This is a genomic window from Desulfobotulus alkaliphilus (genome assembly GCF_007830435.1).
GTDB lineage: Bacteria > Desulfobacterota > Desulfobacteria > Desulfobacterales > ASO4-4 > Desulfobotulus > Desulfobotulus alkaliphilus.
Genome location: NZ_VLLC01000007.1, coordinates 128,791 through 143,390 on the forward strand (window position 1 = coordinate 128,791; position 14,600 = coordinate 143,390).

Genomic DNA, 14,600 nt, shown 5'->3' on the forward strand with positions numbered 1-14,600 from the left:
TTTCCATGAAACACCTTATTTACTGCGCAGTCCTGCTCATGGGGTTCAGCGGAATAACGGCAGAAATACTCCTTATCCGCGAACTTCTCAGTGTTTTTTCAGGAAATGAGCTTTCCATTGCCATGGTGCTGGCAAACTGGCTGCTTTTTGAGGCTGCCGGGTGTCTTCTGGCCGGAAGAAAAGGGGCGGAGGCGGGAAAGACCATACAGACCTTTGTGCTTCTGACCTTTTTATTCTGCAGCGCACTTCTGGTAACCATACCTCTGACAGGGATGCTGAAAAGCATCATGGGCATTGCCATTGGTGAAAGCATGGGCCTCTATGCCATGTTCATGGCCTCTTTTTTCCTTCTCATGCCCGCCGGAATGCTGCACGGCGCACTTTTCACCCAGAGCTGCCGACTGCTTTCCCATTTCCATGATGAAAGGAAAAATCTGGGAGGACGGGTCTATGGGCTTGAAATCCTTGGAACCATCGCTGGAGGCCTGGTCTGCACCTGGCTTCTGATCCCCTGGGGGCATACCCTTAGGGCTGTTTCCCTTATCTTTCTTTTCAATATGGTTCTCTGCCTTGCCCTTGTGTTCCTGTGGTATAAAAAAGATCCTTTGTGCAGAAGAACAGCATTCTGGGTCACTCCCGTCTTCTTTTGTCTGATCTGGCTGATATCCGGCGGCCAGATCCAGCGCATCCATGATGTAAGCCTTCAGGCCCAGTGGCAGCCCCACAGGCTTGAAATCTGCCGGAATTCTCCCTACGGCAGCCTCTGCGTGCTGGAGAACAGGGGCCAGTATCTTTTTTTTCAAGACGGTGCTCCAATTCTGATTACGCCCATTCCGGATATCCCCTTTGTGGAAAAACTTGCCCACCTGCCCCTTCTTGCCCATCCTTCTCCATCCCGTGTCATGATACTGGGGGGCGGTGCAGGAGGCCTGATTACGGAAATTCTCAAGCATCCTGTTGTTACAGCCATTGATTATACAGAGCTTGATCCCATGCTTTTTGAGCTTCTGGAAATATTCACCACCCCCCTTACAAGGGCAGAGCTTCAGCGTCCTGAAGTCAGGGTTCACGCATCCGACGGCCGCCTCTTTCTGGCCTCATCCACAACCCTTTATGATCTTATTTTTTCTGGTGTTCCAGAACCCGGTACCCTTCAGACCAACCGCTATTTCACAAAAGAATTCTTTACCCTTGCCCGAAACAGGCTGGAACCCGGCGGCATACTGGTGCTGACCCTGCCCGGTTCCATGGGCTACCAGAACCGGGAGCTCAGGGATCTTGGCAGCAGCATTTTCCATACCCTTGGTGAGGCCTTTCCCTTTATCCGGGTCTTTCCCGGAGATGGGAAGAAGATTTTTCTGGCATCGGCATCCCCGGACATTCTGAAACTTGATGCAGAAAAGGCCCTTGAAGTACTGGATAAAAGGGGCATGGGAGCCATGCAGGCCCTGCCATGGCACATGGAGCAGCCGCTGCATGAAGGCTGGAAAAACTGGTTTGAGCATTTCATCAAAGATGCCAGCACGGCAATCAATGAAGATTTCAGGCCCCTTGGCATGTTTTACAGCATTGGCTACTGGAACTCCCTTTATGCCCCCGCCTTTGGCGTATTTTATGGTAAACTGGAGCATATCCGCATGGGTGGCCTCATTCTCCTTCTTTTTCCCCTGCTGCTGGCCTCCGGTCTTTACATGGCCCTGTCCCGCAGAAAAATGTATGCCTTCATCCCCCTTGCGGTTTTTTCCACCGGCACATGCGCCATGCTGTTCACCCTTATTCTTATTTTTGCCTTTCAGTCAATTTATGGCTATATTTTTTCATGGATCGGCCTCATGGTGGCCTTTTTCATGGCCGGATCGGCACTTGCCGTACCCCTTGCAGAAAAATGGATGACATCCGCTTCACAGACCTTTTCCCTGTTTTTTAAAACGGAAGTGGCAGTGGCAGGGCTTCTCTGTCTTCTTCCTTTTTTTATTGAAGGGGTGCAGTTTCTGGTGAATCAGGGAGGAATCGCTCATCTGGCAAGCTGGCTTTTTCTTCTGCTTGCCCTGCTCTGCGGTTTTACTACTGGAATTCAGTTTCCACTGGCAAACCGGCTCTATCTGGAAGAAAAAAATGACGAGAGCCGAACGGCAGCACTCTTTTACGGTGCCGATCTTATGGGCGGCTGGCTGGGGGGGATGGTCGGAGGCGTGCTGCTTCTTCCCGTTCTCGGGCTGTATGCCACCTGCATGGTCATGTTTGCAGTGAAACTGGGGCTTTTTCTGACGGCTGTGTTTTTAAAATTCTTCCATATTTCCTGGAGGTGAAACATGGAAAATTTTTTCCTCACCCGGCTTACCCGAAGGGCCTTTATGGAAAAAACGGCAAAGGCCTGTATGAAAACGGGGCTTTCACTTTTTTTCCTTAAGGGTTCCTTTGCCATGGCTTCGGAGGCAGATGAAATTCCTGCTTCCGGGAGTAACGAAAAAAAATTTTCCGTTGCAGAGCCGGGATACCTCAGGCTGCACAGGAGCGGAGAGCTTTCTGAAAGGGCCGCTGCCCTTGAGTCCCTGATGAAAGAATGCCGCCTTTGTCCGAGGCAGTGCGGGGCAGACCGCATCGGTGGCGGGAAGGGCTTTTGTCAGGCTCCGGGTATGCTGCCGGTCATTGCATCGGCCAGTCCCCATTTCGGAGAAGAAAGGCCCCTTGTGGGAAGGGGAGGGTCCGGAACCATTTTCTTCTCCCATTGCAATCTGCGCTGTGTATTCTGTCAGAACTGGGAAATCAGCCATGCCGGGCGGGGGAGGGGTCAGAGCTATGAAAATCTGGCGGACAGAATGCTTGCCATGCAAAGGGCAGGCTGCCATAACATCAATCTTGTTACACCAACCCATTACTCGGCCGCCATCCTGAGGGCGCTGGATCTGGCAGCAGAAAAGGGGCTTCGCCTGCCTCTGGTTTACAATACGTCCGGGTGGGAAAGGATGGAAGTGCTTTCTCTGCTGGACGGAGCCGTTGATATTTATCTTCCGGATTTTAAATTCAAGGACAGTTCCGTCTCTTCGGAGTATGCTGCGGGTGCCGGCAGCTACGGGGAAATAACGGCCAGCGCCATACTGGAAATGCACAGGCAGGTGGGAACGGCCCTTCCTGAATCCGATGGTATTATGAAAAAAGGCCTGATGATAAGGCACCTTGTAATGCCGGGGCACACAAAGGATTCTGTGAAAATTATAGAGTGGATTGCAAGGAATCTTCCGGAAAACACCTATGTCAATATCATGGCCCAGTACAATCCTGCCTACCGGGCCTTTGATCATCCTGAAATTGCACGGCGCATTTCCACGGAAGAATACAGGGACGTGGTCAGGGCTGCGGAAAAAGCAGGCCTTGTCAATCTGGATGTGAGGGGAAGCTGGTGGCTGCGGTGAGGCTGGCCACTTACCCTCACCATGTCCCACGCCAGACCGGAAACCTCCGGCGTTCTTTCCTCGGTGAAATCCGTGCTGCCATCTATTTTTGGCATGATCAGCGTGGGCATTTACGCCACCCTCTACAGTACGGGAGAAAGTGCCGGGGGCATCATGGAGCAGGCCGCTTCCCAGCAGGGTTTTCACACCATTATATGGGTCAGCCTCGGTGTCAGCCTTTTCTGTTTTGCCGTCACCTTTTTAAGCAGGGATGGCTCAAAATTTACTGAGGAATAATATGTTTTCAGGGCTGAAAATATGCTATAAACTGAAGCTTGCAACTGACTGAAAGCCCCTCAAGGACGAATCATGAAAGCAAGCCTGAAAACAAAGGAAGATCAGGTCAAAGCCCTGCTTGCCGCAGACCGCAGGGAAGATGCCATGAACCTTCTCTTCGCCCTGGTCAAGGCCTGTGCTGCGGCCCATAAGTTTGATCATGCGGAAAGACTGTACCAGCAGATGATGGACGTGGATGCCCTTGCCATTGATCTGGTGGTCCGGGCTGCAGAACTTATAGAAGAAGAGAAGAACAGGGCCATAGACAGAAAACACCTTCACCTCTGGAAAAACTGGTATAACCAGCTCAAACAGGAAGAACGCAGCGCATTTTTCTTCGCCACAAGCCCCTTCTCCTTTTCACCGGGAGATGTCCTTTTCCGGAAAGGAGAGATGAATGATACCCTGTTTTTTGTGGATGAGGGGGCACTGAATCTGGTTTCCGTATCCGATACGGGTCAGGAAGTCGTGCTGCGCCGGGTCGGGCCGGGAAGTTTTGCCGGTGAAGAAACCTTTTACAAAAGCAGCGTCTGCACCAGCTCCCTTGTGGCCCTGATGCCGGGTGAAGGCAGAATATTCACAAGAAATGCCCTGCTTTCTTTAAGCGAAACCCTGCCGGGCCTTGGCCCCAAGCTGCGGGATTTCACCATTTCTGCCCCATCGGAAGGCCAGACGGTACAGGCCAAGGGCATCAACCGGAGAAGCCATAAACGCATTCCCGTTCAGGGAAGCATCGTTTTTCAGCCCCTTGGCCAGAAAGATACGGCCCCTGCCCAGGGCCGCATGGCGGACATTTCCCAGGGAGGTCTGTCCTTTTATGTAAAAACCGCCAATGGTCAGGCCGTCCGCCAGCTCCTCGGAAACCGTCTGGGCATGAAATTCCTGCTGCCCCATACCGGCAATCCCCAGCCCGTCGTCTGCAAGGGAGAGGTCACGGGTGTACTCTGCCACATGGATTACGAATATTCCATCCATGTGAAATTCGACAGCCTTCTGGATGCCAAAAATTTTACATGAAAACACAAGGTGCAAGGCACCATGGCTGTCTGCTGGTGACACGGCACTCCTTACGGATCAGGGCTTTTTCGCCTGAATCCCTGCGCTACGCACAAAGGCTGCGGCATCCATGCCGGGCACCCAGTCCCGGATAAATTCCCGGCTTTCTTCCTGTACCACAATCTCTATATCCGTAAATCCAGCATCTTCAAGGAGCTTCTCCAGAAGCTCCGGCGCTATGGCGCCCGTTACTCAGGCGCAGAGGGCATCGGGATGCTCTTCCATGGCCGAAGTAAAGGCTTTCACCTGCACCACATCGGAAATGGCAAGTCTTCCTCCCGAACGCAGCACCCGGAAAGCCTCCTTCAGAACCTGCCCCTTATGTGAAGAAAGATTAAGCACGCAGTTGGATATGATCACATCCACCGAAGCATCGGCCACGGGCAGATATTCAATTTCACCCAGACGAAAAGAAACCTGCACCTTTCCGGCTTTTTTTGCATTGGATCTGGCCTTTTCCACCATCTCCGGGGTCATGTCCACCCCAATGACAAAACCCGTTTTACCCACGCGTTCTGCCGCCAGAAAGGCATCAAACCCTGCGCCACTCCCCAGATCCAGCACCACTTCCCCCGGCCTGAGAGCGGCCAGAGCCAGAGGATTGCCGCATCCAAGGCCCAGATCGGCTCCATGGGGAACCGATGCGGCATCTTCTCTGCTGTATCCAAGACGGGAAGCCTCAATGGCCGCCAGACCTCCTCCGCAGGCACTGCCTTCCCCGCAGCACCCTTTTTCCCTGCCCTGCGCCACAGCACCATAACGGCTGCGGATCAGATGACCTGTATCATTCTCCCTTCCCATACCCCATCCTTTTCTTGTTTGAATTTTTTTTGACAAGCCTAAAAATAAACCTATCTTGTTCTTGCGTTACAAAGTATGCAGAACGTCAACATCAAAGGCAAGGAGGTACACCATGCTACATACACTTCCTGAAATACCCTACGCATATGATGCGCTTGAACCATATATTGACGCACGGACCATGGAAATTCACCACACAAAACATCACCAGACCTACGTGGACAAACTCAACGCTGCCCTTGAAAACCACAAGGAGCTTCAGCAAAAAACCCTGCACCAGCTCCTTAAAGGAATAGATACCGTTCCGGAAACCATAAAAACTGCCGTCCGCAACCATGGCGGCGGCCATGCCAATCATACTCTTTTCTGGCAGATTCTGAAAACCGGGGAAAAACCCGGCGGAGAAATCCTCAAGGCCATTGAGGACACCTTCGGCAGCTACGAAAACTTTGAAAGGGACTTTAGCACAGGTGCAGCCGGTCTCTTCGGGTCCGGCTGGATGTGGCTGGTTCTGGATGAAAAAGGCAAACCCGCTCTCCTGCCCCTGCCCAATCAGGACAGCCCCATCATGTACAAAAAAATCCCCCTGCTGGGCCTTGATGTCTGGGAACACGCCTATTACCTGAAATACCAGAACCGGCGACCGGATTACATCAAAGCCTTCTTTGAAATCATTCACTGGCCTGCCGTGAATGAACGGTATAAGGCGGGTCTTGAAGGTGTCATCCTGTAAGAAAATTCTTTATGGACCCTCACCCTCCGGCACTCAGACGGGAAGAACCTGTCAGCTTAAAGCAAATTCCGTACGCCGTCTGTGTGCCTTGGGGATGGCTGTTTTTCTTCCCCTCTTCCTCCGGGCGGTGGCTGAGGCTCCCGAAGCCAGAAGGGCCGGGGCCTTACCCGGAACACAGGCTGTAAGCCGGGTCTGATAAATGTGCTGCAGCTTGCTGGCCCGAGTGCCGGGGTGAGGGCAAAAGGATCCTGGAGCTCCCGTCAGCATTCAGGAAAAACAGGCTTTTTTTCCCTTTGCCCCATGGAAAATTCCAGATCCGCAAGGCTTTCCACCTGCCTTCTTGAATGGGAAACCAGCACCAGCGTACAGGTTCTTTTCAGATCCAGAAGCAGGCTTTCAATGGCAGCCTCTGCCGCCGCATCCAGAGAAGATGTCGGCTCATCCAGCAGCAGCACTTCCGGCTGCATCACAAGGCTTCGGGCAATGCACAGCCGCTGCTGCTGCCCCCCCGAAAGGGTGCGGGCATCGGAACCAAGTCTGTGTCCCACCTCCTCCCAGAGATGGGCCTGTTTCAGCGCCCTGACAACCCTTTCCTCCAGATCCGCCTTTCTCCCTATGCCCTTCAGCCTGAGGGGCAGGGCCACATTGGCAAAAATGCCCATGGGAAGGGGATTGGGATTCTGAAACACCACAGCCACCTTCCGCCTCAGTTCATACACATCCGTGGATGCTGCATGGATATCCTGCCAGCCCCTTTCCCCGGCCAGAAGAATACTTCCGGAAACCCTCACCTGACTTTCTGCCTCAAGGAGACGGTTAAGGCTGAAAAGAAAGGTGGACTTACCCACTCCGGACGGTCCCGTAACCGCTGTGATGGCGCCTTCCGGTATATCAAGGCTGACACCTGAAAAAACATGGCTTTTTCCATAGGCCACACGGAGGTCCCGGATACGGATTTTGATATTCTGGTTCATCATGACAACTTTCCGGTAAAAATTTTCAGCTGCACGGTTCTGCGGATCAATGCTGCAAGGCCGAAGAGTCCGCCACAAAGCCCCACCAGTATCAGGGATGCGGCAAAGCCCATGGCAAGCTCCCTCTGGGAGGAGTATTCAGCAGCGGTGGTATAGATGAAAAAGGGCAGGGCCTCAAAGGGATCCCAGAAGCCCGATGGCAGACCATAGGCAGCAACGGTGCCCGTAAGAAGGATGACGGCCGTATCCTCGGCAGCACGCCCAACAGAAAGAAGGATGCAGCCCGTAAGGCCGGGTTTTGCAGCGGGAAGCAGTACATGACGAAGCGCCTGCACAGGGCTGGCACCCAGAGAAAGGGCTGTACGCATCAGTTCCGGTGGCAGGGTGTGAATGGCCTGCCAGGTTCCCCTGATGAGATAGGGAAGAATGAGGCAGGCCAGAGAAGCCGCTGCAGGCAGCAGTCCCGGCGTGATAAAGGGAAAGTAACGGTACAGAAAGAGGATGATGGAAAATCCCAGAAGCCCGATGAGAATGGAAGGCATCCCCGCAAGAAGATCCACACAGAAACCGATGCGACGGCGGGTTCCGGGGCTGGCGGACAGGGCCAGATGAATACCGGCTCCCATGCCCATGGGAAGGGCCAGAACCACAGCACAGATTACCAGAAGCAGGGTGCCGCAGATGGCAGGAAAAAGACCGTCAAATACGGGCCGTACTCCCATGATGGCTTCCATGGGCGGCGTATCCCCGAAGAGAAGGCGCATATCCAGCACAGGCAGTGCTTTCACAAAAAGGGCTGCCAGCAGAAAAATAACAATAAAAAAAAGTCCCAGTGCCGCAGCAAAGGCAGCACTTCTTATGGCCATGCGCAGGGGAGCCTTCATCCATTTTCCCTTTCAGCAACCATCAGCCTTCTGCAGAAAAAAATCAGCAGGGTGGTAATCAGATAAAGGGTCAGGCCGCAGGCAAAAATGGACCTGAACTCAGGGCTTTGGGTATCCGAAGCCATCACAAGGGCAATGTGGCCTGTCAGGGTGCGGGCCGGTTCCGTAAGGGAAGAAGGAAAGGCCAGACTGTTGCCTGCCAGCATCAGGGCGATGAGGGTATCCCCCACGGCCCGGCCTGCGGCAAGGAGCAGCCCCGCCACAATACCGCTTCTGGCCCGGGGCAGAAGCAAAAAAACCAGCTTTTCTTCCGGACGGGCTCCCATGGCTGTCATGGCCCGCAGATCTTCTTTGGGGACAGCACGAAAGGCATCGGAAAAAAAGAGGATCATGGTAGGGGCGATGAGAAGGGCCAGCATGAGGGATGCGGCAAGAATGGAAAAACCGGACCCTCCCATGGCCTTGCGGAGAAAAGGCACCAGAAGAAAGACCGCCAGAAAACCATAAACAACCGTGGGAATACCCGTCATGAGCTGAAAAACAGGCCGTATCCAGCGGACAAGATTTTTATGGGCAAGATCCGCCTCACAGAAAGCTGCCGCTCCCAGTGATACGGGAAAGGCAATGCATACCGCCAGCAGACTGATTACACCCGTTCCAGCAATCATGGGGGCAATGCCGTAATTACCGGCCAGAGGCTGCCAGGGTGTCACCAGCAAAAGGAAATACCCACCGCTCTTCAGAAGCGGAAAGGCAAAAAAAAGAAAAAAACCAAAAAGCAGCAGCACAAGACAGAAGGTGAAATATGCTGAAAATCCGCAGAAATGCAGAAAAATTTTTTCTCCCTTTTCCCTTGCTGGAAAAAAATGGTTAGCCATTGCCTGATGCCTTCTCCCCGGACAGGATTCTCAAACCGCAATTTTTAAGAAAAACTGTCCCTGCTTAAAATTCTACCCGGAAAGGCGGCTTCGCCTTCCGGGCATTTTTTCCATTTATACCGGAATCCGAAAAAAATAAGAGGACTGTCCAGCGGGCATCCGGTACACAGGATGCCAGAAGAGCGTTCCTTTATTAAACAGCCCGGAATCAGTCCCTGCCTGCGGGGATAAAGCCCTTTTCCCGGATAATCGCCTGTCCTTCAGGCGTATAGAGATAATTCAGAAAATCTGCTGCCAGTCCTGTGGCCTCTCCCTTTGTGCTGCTGTAAAGACCACGGGAAACGGTGTAGGCTCCGGAAAGCACCGTATCCACTCCGGGCATAACACCGTCAAAGCGAAGCCCCTTGATACCCGGTTCCAGATGACCTACGGATACATAGCCAATGGCACCGGGATCCTGTGCTATGGCCGTTTTCATGGCACCATTGGAAGGCACCACATGGGCAGTGTCCACGATCTCCCCCTTTTTAAGGGCCTGGGTCCAGAAAACTTCCCGGGTGCCCGATGCAGCATCTCTGGTATAGAGGGTGATGGCTCTGTCAGCCCCCCCCACTTCTTTCCAGTTCCTGATTTCCCCTTTGTAAATGGCAGCAAGGCTGGCCGCATCCAGACCATCTACGGGATTGGAAGGGTGGACGGCCAGAGCCACGCCATCCAGCGCCCAGCGGTAGAGGACAAGCCCATAGCTTTCAATTTCCCGCTCCGTGGGTCTTCGCCCTGAATTGCCGATATCCACAAGGCCCTCTCCCACCTTCTGGATGCCCACGCCGGACCCGCCACCCGCAATGGCAATGCGAACCGAGGGTGCCTCTGTCATGACCAGACGGGCAAGATCCCGCATAACGGGTATGTGGGCCGTTCCTCCGGCTATCTGCAGGGTGCCACTTTTTCCTTTAAAAGATACGGACTCTCCCGCATACACCTGAACCACAAAGGAAAAAATCATAACAAAAGACAACATAAAGATTTTTTGAATGTAACGCATTGAAACTCCTTATTTTTGAATAAATAATGAATGACAGGTCGGGGATAACATGGGGAATAGGGCAGGGCAAATTCTGTATTTCTATGAAAAAGAGAAAAGCGATAGAAAAAAACAATAGCGATGCAAGAATAGAAAAAGGCTGCCCCTTTAAAGGAACAGCCTTTTTCGCTTTATTTTACTTCCGGCAGTCAAAGGCGTAAACAGACCCAAAGCATTGCCGGACCCTTGTTGTTTAAACCTTAAAACGCCGCATCATTTCACGGATTTCCTCGGAAAGCGCAGAAAGCTCCCGCACCGTTTCCTGTACCTGATTGCTGGCACTTTCCACCTGACTGGCCGCCGCACTCACCGAAGCCATGTCTCTGGCAATTTCTCCTGACACCTGATTCATTTCACCACTCTGACCATTGGCCTCCTCCACCATGGAAGATGCGGACGCAATGTTTGACGCCACTTCACGGATGGCAGAGGACTGTTCTTCAATGGCCGCAGCAATGGTTCCCACAATATGATTGACATTCTGAATGCCGCTGACGATTCCTTCTATGTCTGCCGTAGCCCTTTCCGAAGCACTCTGAATACCCGTAATTTTTTCCCGGATATCACCGGTAGCTCTGGCCGTTTGACCGGCAAGCTCCTTGATTTCTCCGGCAACCACGGCAAAACCTTTACCAGCCTCTCCGGCACGGGCCGCTTCAATGGTGGCATTTAAAGCCAGAAGGTTGGTCTGATCCGAAATCCCATTGATGGTTTCCGTCACCTTACCGATTTCCTGGGCAGCGCCTCCCAGCTCCTGCATCATCCGGGCAAAGCCTTCAATACTCTTAACGGACTCTTCCGTACTGGTGTTGGCCTTTGCCGTATTGGTGGCAATCTCTCCTATGGTAGAAGTCATTTCCTCCATTGCCGAAGCCACGGAGTTGAGATTTCCCGAAGAAACTTCCATTTTATGGGCCATGGCCTTAGCAGAAGTGGTCATTTCCTCTGCTGCTGCAGCCACGCTTTCTGAAAGCGTGCTGGATTCCTGGGCACTCTGGGCTGTCTGCTCGGAAATACTGGAAAGCTCCGTGGAAGAAGATGCCAGAGTTTCTACGCCGCCATTCAAGCGACTAAAAACTTCCCGAAGAGAGTTTGCCATTTCTCCCATCTGCCGCCCCATATCCCCAAGCTCATCTTTTCTATTCAAAAGATCCGGGGGTACGGTTCGGGTCATGTCTCCATCGGAAATGGACTTAAACATCCGTCCACTCTGCCCCAGAGGCAGCACAATGCTGCGGGTGATAATCACACCAAAGCTTAACGACAGACCAAGGGCAACAAATAGGGCCACAAGGGTCAGTCTTTTGTTTCTTTCCGAAAGGGCCTGCAGTGCCGCCCCCTCCCGTGTGGCAATCTCTCTGTTAATTTCCACAACCCTGTCCAGATGAGCCATGGCCCTTTCCTGTAAAGGCAAAATCTCTTCCACCAGCATTCGGGTCATGCCATCCTGCATCTCCTGAACCTGAAAAGCTTCATCCAGAAAAACAAAAAAAATTTCAAAAACACTTTCAGCAGCAGGCTGCATCTCCCCATTAAAAATCCTCAAAGCCCCGTCCCTGTCTCCCTCTTCCATGGATTTGCGGATTTTTACGATACTTTCATGGAAATTCCTGTGGGGCTCATTCATCGATTTTAGGGCTGACTGCAGGTTTCTGTTGGATGTGGAAAAGGAGACCAGCCAGCGACCAAAATTGCATTCCCTGTGATCTTCTCCGCCGTCAAAGGATTCTCCAAGCAAAATATAATTTGCCACCCGGTTCATCAAAGCATAATGATCCGAACGAAACATCTGTATATATCCAAGGAGTTCATCAGCATTCAAAATGCCCGTAGCATCGATCTCCTGGGACTGGGACAAAAACACATCATTGACACTTCGCCATTTAGAAAGAACATCGAGAAAAGACTGCCACTCCCGACTTTCTTCGGGTGTCTGAGGCAAAGGAGCATAGAGATCAGCAGCCTCTCCATAGCTTTTTCGTGCTGCATCAATGTTAGAATAGGCAATTGTTCTAACTTCCATAGTATTTCTGGGATTTAATAGCATACGCTGAGCAGAAATAAGCTTTTCCAGCTGATATTCCATGACAAGCACAGAATCCAGACTGGGCAGGCGCACCATCACAATTTCATCTGCGGAACTATCGGTTCTTATGGAGGACACATAGCCAAGCCCACCCAGAAAAAAGATAATGAGCGTCAATAAGCCAAAGGCCAGAGCCATGCGCCTTCCAACTTTAAGATTGTTTAAAAAATGCATTGGTATCTCCTTTGAACCGGGTTTAGACTACCCTGTATAAGGCTGCTGTCTATTTTAAACTTATGCAGTATACAATCCTCCGAGCAGAATAATAATCATGACAAGCAAAAAACATTTCATTAAGTTTTGAAATCTTATCCAAACATACTGGAAAAGTCCATTTAAAAAGGCTCTTTTCAATATAAAGGCCCTGCCGGATGAACAGGATGAAAAAAACAAATAACCGTCCCCAAAAAGAAAAAACTGTACTTGTGGAATACAAATACTGCATAAGACATCAAAGTGGTGAAAAAGTTAATTAAGATCATGCTGTACGGAATCAAAATAATTTCAGATAAAATAATGTATACAAGTCACACAGACAAAAAAACCCGGCAGGTTTTCACCATACCGGGCTTTCATTATTTTATGGTAGGCGCATCCGGACTTGAACCGGAGACTTCTACCGTGTCGGGGTAGCGCTCTACCAACTGAGCTATGCGCCTGAAACAGGTTTTTTCTTTACCTCCTTTAACCCTTGAGGTCAAGGAAAAAGAAAACCGTATCCGCAACCGCCTTGACTTTTTACCATAAAAGCATCAAAGCTTCATCTTATTTTACTTCATTCATAACAAGGAGCTTCCATGACCTCCCATCCAGCACTGCCTGCCCTAGCCGAACTTTACGCCCTGCAGGAGAAAACCTTTCATGATTTCCATTCAGCCTGCGCACCGGGCTGCGCATTGTGCTGCACACGCAATGTCATAATCACAAGCCTTGAGGCAGAATATATTCTTTCGCATATAAATACTGAAACAGCAGAAAAAATCAGTGCAGCAGCAAAAACAGATCCTGCACTTCCTCGCCTGCACCCCAGCCTTAGCCTGAATAGCATGGCAGCCCTCTACATGGATGGAAAAAATCCCCCGGAAGATGAAGCTGATCCCTCCTGGTGGCCCTGTCCTCTTCTGGACACCTCAAACAAAAAATGCACGGTTTACACCCACCGGCCCATGGCATGTCGCTGTATGATTTCAAAAACACGCTGTGACACCTCCGACGCCGCAGAAATGGAAGAAGTTCAGGTAGTTCTTCATACCCTTTTTCTGCAGGCCACAGAGCATCTGGATGCGGAAGGCAGAAGTGGGAACCTTCTGGATCTTCTTATGGAAACGTCTTTTCCGGGAAGCATGAATTCGTCCATGCCGCAAAACCGGAAAATCCCCATGCTCATGATCCCCCCTGCATTCCAGCAGAAACTGCGCCCGACTCTGGAAGAAATCCACAGGATTTTCAATATTGCCAGTAAAAAATGAAAAACGTAAATACCTGAAAGCTTTACAGAAAGGAGACTGGATCATGAATAAAAAAAGAACTTTTTTGGGATCTTTGCTGGTTACTGCCATGGTTTTCAGCGGATGCGGTGAAAAATTTACCTTTGAAACAAAGTTCGATGATCAGCGGATAGACTGCTATCAACTCCATGAATCTGAGCAGGACAGATGCTTTGACCGCCTGGACAGAGGTCCCCTTTCAAAAACCTATGAAAAAGACAGAGAAGACATGAGGCATAAAAAACCCTGATTTTATTTTCCAAATAAAAAACGCCCTGTCTTCGAGGTGAAATCACCTTAAAGACAGGGCGTTAAAAGAATCCGGCGGCGTCCTACTCTCCCACACAGTCACCCATGCAGTACCATCGGCGCAGTCAAGCTTAACTTCCGTGTTCGGGATGGGAACGGGTGTGACCTTGACGCCATCGCCACCGAAAATTGTATTTCGATGTATAAATATAAAAAAAGAACTGAAGGCTTTTACACCTTACTCATTCATGCGTCGAGTTATTTTTTTATTTTATTTATATGCAAGCAAAACAAAACCAAAGCGCTGGTCTGCAATCAAAGATCACCAATATTGTGGCTAAGCCTCACGACCGATTAGTACCGGTAAGCTCCATGCATTACTGCACTTACACACCCGGCCTATCAACCTTGTAGTCTCCAAGGGGTCTTTAGCTGACTTAACGTCAGGGGATATCTCATCTTGAAGTTGGCTTCCCGCTTAGATGCTTTCAGCGGTTATCCGTACCGAACTTAGCTACCCTGCTATGCCGCTGGCGCGACAACAGGAACACCAGTGGTTCGTCCATTCCGGTCCTCTCGTACTAGGAACAGATCTCCTCAAATATCCAACGCCCACGGAAGATAGGGACCAAACTGTCTC

General features: G+C 51.1%; 13 protein-coding genes, 1 tRNA gene and 2 rRNA genes. 7 read left to right on the plus strand and 9 right to left on the minus strand.

What is annotated here, in order from left to right; all coding sequences use genetic code 11:
* The first annotated feature begins 5 nt into the window (after positions 1–5).
* The 4 genes from LZ24_RS06125 (at position 6) to LZ24_RS06140 (ending at position 4,745) form a co-directional block, all read left to right on the plus strand.
* Entirely contained in the window at positions 6–2,309 is a 2,304-nt protein-coding gene (locus LZ24_RS06125; RefSeq protein WP_144683528.1) for a spermidine synthase, read from the plus strand.
* Between the two features lie 3 nt (positions 2,310–2,312).
* Positions 2,313–3,413: a radical SAM protein gene (locus LZ24_RS06130; protein WP_144683531.1), complete on the plus strand. Its 1,101-nt coding sequence runs from the start codon at positions 2,313–2,315 to the stop codon at positions 3,411–3,413.
* A gap of 21 nt (positions 3,414–3,434) precedes the next feature.
* A complete protein-coding gene (locus LZ24_RS06135; RefSeq protein WP_222427557.1) occupies positions 3,435–3,689 on the plus strand; it encodes a hypothetical protein in 255 nt (84 codons plus the stop codon).
* Positions 3,690–3,761: 72 nt separating this feature from the next.
* Positions 3,762–4,745, plus strand: a complete 984-nt coding sequence (locus tag LZ24_RS06140) for a cyclic nucleotide-binding domain-containing protein (RefSeq protein WP_144683537.1) — start codon at positions 3,762–3,764, stop codon at positions 4,743–4,745.
* Positions 4,746–4,976: 231 nt separating this feature from the next.
* Here LZ24_RS06140 and arsM read toward each other — a convergent pair whose 3' ends face one another.
* Complete coding sequence (gene arsM, locus LZ24_RS06145; protein ID WP_222427558.1) at positions 4,977–5,585, minus strand: arsenite methyltransferase; 609 nt, start codon at positions 5,583–5,585, stop codon at positions 4,977–4,979.
* 112 nt (positions 5,586–5,697) lie between these two features.
* On the opposite strand from arsM, the gene LZ24_RS06150 reads away from it, so the two are divergent.
* The gene (locus LZ24_RS06150) at positions 5,698–6,318 is read left to right on the plus strand and encodes a superoxide dismutase (protein ID WP_144683543.1); all 621 of its coding nucleotides are present in this window, start codon (positions 5,698–5,700) and stop codon (positions 6,316–6,318) included.
* Positions 6,319–6,578: 260 nt separating this feature from the next.
* Here the strand turns inward: LZ24_RS06150 and LZ24_RS06155 are convergent, their stop codons facing one another.
* The 6 genes from LZ24_RS06155 to LZ24_RS06180 form a co-directional block, all read right to left on the minus strand.
* A complete protein-coding gene (locus LZ24_RS06155) occupies positions 6,579–7,295 on the minus strand; it encodes a phosphate ABC transporter ATP-binding protein (protein ID WP_246118532.1) in 717 nt (238 codons plus the stop codon).
* Complete coding sequence (locus LZ24_RS06160; protein ID WP_144683546.1) at positions 7,292–8,176, minus strand: PstA family ABC transporter permease; 885 nt, start codon at positions 8,174–8,176, stop codon at positions 7,292–7,294. The genes LZ24_RS06155 and LZ24_RS06160 overlap by 4 nt, the downstream gene beginning before the upstream one ends.
* Positions 8,173–9,054, minus strand: a complete 882-nt coding sequence (locus LZ24_RS06165) for a PstC family ABC transporter permease (RefSeq protein WP_144683548.1) — start codon at positions 9,052–9,054, stop codon at positions 8,173–8,175. The genes LZ24_RS06160 and LZ24_RS06165 overlap by 4 nt, the downstream gene beginning before the upstream one ends.
* 208 nt (positions 9,055–9,262) lie before the next feature.
* A complete protein-coding gene (locus LZ24_RS06170) occupies positions 9,263–10,099 on the minus strand; it encodes a phosphate ABC transporter substrate-binding protein (RefSeq protein WP_144683551.1) in 837 nt (278 codons plus the stop codon).
* Between the two features lie 232 nt (positions 10,100–10,331).
* A complete protein-coding gene (locus LZ24_RS06175) occupies positions 10,332–12,398 on the minus strand; it encodes a methyl-accepting chemotaxis protein (RefSeq protein ID WP_144683554.1) in 2,067 nt (688 codons plus the stop codon).
* A gap of 409 nt (positions 12,399–12,807) precedes the next feature.
* Positions 12,808–12,883: transfer RNA gene (locus LZ24_RS06180), tRNA-Val, on the minus strand.
* 138 nt (positions 12,884–13,021) lie between these two features.
* Here LZ24_RS06180 and LZ24_RS06185 point away from each other — a divergent pair.
* Together LZ24_RS06185 and LZ24_RS06190 are read left to right on the plus strand one after the other, a co-directional pair.
* Positions 13,022–13,693: a YkgJ family cysteine cluster protein gene (locus LZ24_RS06185; protein WP_144683557.1), complete on the plus strand. Its 672-nt coding sequence runs from the start codon at positions 13,022–13,024 to the stop codon at positions 13,691–13,693.
* A 43-nt stretch (positions 13,694–13,736) separates the two neighbouring features.
* Complete coding sequence (locus LZ24_RS06190) at positions 13,737–13,961, plus strand: hypothetical protein (protein WP_144683560.1); 225 nt, start codon at positions 13,737–13,739, stop codon at positions 13,959–13,961.
* 69 nt (positions 13,962–14,030) lie between these two features.
* On the opposite strand, the gene rrf is transcribed toward LZ24_RS06190, so the two are convergent.
* Positions 14,031–14,147: ribosomal RNA gene (gene rrf, locus LZ24_RS06195) — 5S ribosomal RNA — on the minus strand.
* A gap of 146 nt (positions 14,148–14,293) precedes the next feature.
* A 23S ribosomal RNA gene (locus LZ24_RS06200) occupies positions 14,294–14,600 on the minus strand; the annotation flags it as partial.